Origin of the sequence: Acinetobacter sp. YH12070 (assembly GCF_013419625.1) — a bacterium.
GTDB classification, from domain to species: Bacteria; Pseudomonadota; Gammaproteobacteria; order Pseudomonadales; family Moraxellaceae; genus Acinetobacter; species Acinetobacter amyesii.
The window spans coordinates 1-2477 of record NZ_VOZT01000118.1 but is presented as its reverse complement, the minus strand read 5'-3'; the positions used below and the strand labels follow the sequence as shown (position 1 = coordinate 2477).

3 protein-coding genes are annotated in these 2477 nt (G+C 36.3%); all 3 read left to right on the top strand.

Going from position 1 to position 2477, the window contains the following annotated elements; all coding sequences use genetic code 11:
- The first annotated feature begins 549 nt into the window (after positions 1-549).
- Genes repM through FTU17_RS17080 form a run of 3 tightly spaced genes read left to right on the top strand, consistent with a single transcriptional unit; the run spans position 550 to position 2208 of the window.
- A complete protein-coding gene (repM, locus tag FTU17_RS17090; RefSeq protein WP_068912167.1) occupies positions 550-1494 on the top strand; it encodes a replication initiation protein RepM in 945 nt (314 codons plus the stop codon).
- Between the two features lie 3 nt (positions 1495-1497).
- Positions 1498-2052 (top strand): plasmid replication DNA-binding protein, encoded by a 555-nt coding sequence (locus FTU17_RS17085; RefSeq protein ID WP_068975321.1) that lies wholly within the window; start codon positions 1498-1500, stop codon positions 2050-2052.
- Positions 2053-2064: 12 nt separating this feature from the next.
- Positions 2065-2208: a hypothetical protein gene (locus FTU17_RS17080; RefSeq protein WP_167514224.1), complete on the top strand. Its 144-nt coding sequence runs from the start codon at positions 2065-2067 to the stop codon at positions 2206-2208.
- Positions 2209-2477 lie beyond the last annotated feature (269 nt).

Genomic DNA, 2477 nt, shown 5'->3' with positions numbered 1-2477 from the left:
TCTTAAATCGCAAATGAGAGCATTTAGCGAGTGTCTACGAGCGAACTACAGGGATCTAAATTTTTTCACCTGTTTTTCCCTGATTACAGGCTCCCCTGTGTATCAAGAACTCAGAATCAGAGCATCCAGAATGGGTGCGAACTGATTACGATGGCTTTATGTCGAGCGAAGCGAGTAAAAAGCTCATGAGCGAAGCGAATTCCGAGCTGCTTTTCTTTTTTAAAAGTCACGAAATTTTAAGCCAAAAATTGCCCCTACGAACTGAGCGAAAGCGAAGTTCAATAGAGTTTGAGCGTAGCGAAAACCAAGGGCAATTTTTCCTTACCTTGGCTTTTAATTATTTTTAAAGTTTTTAATGCTTTTAGACTCTCTGAAAACCTTTGTTTGCAAGGCTTTCAAGGTGGATAAGACTACAATTTCTTTGTCATAAGACTACAATTTCTTTGTCATAAGACTACAATTTCTTTGTCATAAGACTACAATTTCTTTGCATTTGATTACATCGAATGCTAATGTAGTCTTAATAACACTTATAACCTATGCAGTCTTATGAAAAATGACTTAGTAGTAAAAGATAATGCCTTAATTAATGCCAGTTATAATCTCGAAGTAACCGAGCAACGGCTTATCCTTTTATCAATAATAAGAGCAAGAGAAACAGGCCAAGGGATCTCATCCGACAGTAAATTAGAAATCCATGCTTCTGATTATGCTTCTCGCTTTGATGTCACCAAAGAAGCTGCGTATAACGCTCTAAAAAATGCAGTTAATAATCTTTTTGAAAGAAAGTTCTCTTTTAAGGAAATTCATAAAGATACAAACAAAGAAATTGTAGTCAAATCCCGCTGGGTTAGCCGAATTGCATATGTTGATGACCTTGCTACATTAGAAGTTACCTTTGCACCAGATGTTGTTCCTCTTATTACAAGATTGGAAAAGCACTTTACGAGCTATCAACTTAAACAGGTTGCGCAACTAACTAGCAAATATGCTATTCGTTTATATGAGTTTCTAATTGCTTGGAGAGACGTAGGAAAAACACCTGTTATTTCTTTATCTGAGTTCAGAGAAAAATTAGGACTTGAGATGAATGAATATCAAAAAATGGTTAATTTTAAAAGTCGTGTTTTAGAACCAGCCATAAAGCAAATCAATGAGCTGACTGATATACATGTAAAATACGAACAGTACAAAACAGGAAGATCTATCTCAGGCTTATCATTCACTTTTAAGCATAAAAAAATTGATTCGATACCTTCAGAAAGAGATCCAAACACGGTAGATCTCTTTACCCAAATGACCGATGCACAACGCCACATGTTTGCCAATAAACTTTCAGAGCTACCGGAAATGGGTCGGTATTCCCAGGGAACTGAAAGCTATCCACAATTTGCTATTCGTATTGCTGAGATGCTTCACGATCCTGAAAAAATCAAAGAACTATATCCATACCTAAAAAAAGTGGGATATATGCCATTAAATAAAAGGATTTAGTAAATGGCTAAATTATCACTAAGTGAAGTATCTAACCGCTTTAACGTCAGTCGTTCTACGCTATATAGGGCCATAAAAGAAGGGCGTATATCTCGAAGCGCTGATGGTCTTTTTGATATTGCAGAAGTCATCCGATGCTTTGGAGAGCCGATCAAAAAGCATGAACAAAAACAAGAAGTGGATCAGTCTAAAGATGATGCTGATTTACGTCAGCTTGTTGATTTTATGAAAAAGGAAATTGAGTCATACAAAGATCGTGAGAAACGCTATTTAGATCAAATAGACCGCTTTCAATTGCTATTAGGGCATAAAGAGTCTGAAGAAAAAATGTCTCATGATACACCAGTGACACATTCCAATGATGCACCATGCGACAACAATAGTGGAATAAGTGAAACTATTGATAATAATAGAGATAGTGAAATTAAAACATCCCATGAGACATTAGTGACACGCCCTAATGAAACACCAAAACACGTACCAAATACGCATTATGAGACAAAGAAAAAACGTGGCTTATTTGGCCGTGTACTGAATGCTGTTTTTGATAATGACTAAGGGAGAAAGATCATGCCGAAACTGAAAGACATTGCCCTAGGCATTATTGTGGCCCCGCTGTTGATCCCGATCATGCTGATCGCATCGTACCAGGATAAAAAGGAGCTGAAAAAAGAGCTGGATAAACGCCAAAAAGAAAAAGACCAGGCATCCTGATTATTCAATTGAGCTAATCAAAATCGTGAAACATTGCTTAAATAATAGGCGTGGAACGTGAAAAATCATAAAAAAAGCCCGGTCATGGAAACTCGGGCTATCAACTAGGAACTACAGCGTTGAATTATAAGGATAATTATAAAGCATTTCGTATAAGGTGTATTATGTTAATTTTAGAAAATCTTTCTAATCAAAATTTAGTGTTCTGTTAAGTTCTATAATGAGGATCTAAGCGTAATACTGTATTCACATCATATTCAGCATCAAAA

Coding starts and splice junctions, on each gene's coding strand:
- repM (WP_068912167.1), top strand. CDS start 550: ATGAAAAATGACTTAGTAGTAAAAGATAATGCCTTAATTAATGCCAGT.
- FTU17_RS17085 (WP_068975321.1), top strand. CDS start 1,498: ATGGCTAAATTATCACTAAGTGAAGTATCTAACCGCTTTAACGTCAGT.
- FTU17_RS17080 (WP_167514224.1), top strand. CDS start 2,065: ATGCCGAAACTGAAAGACATTGCCCTAGGCATTATTGTGGCCCCGCTG.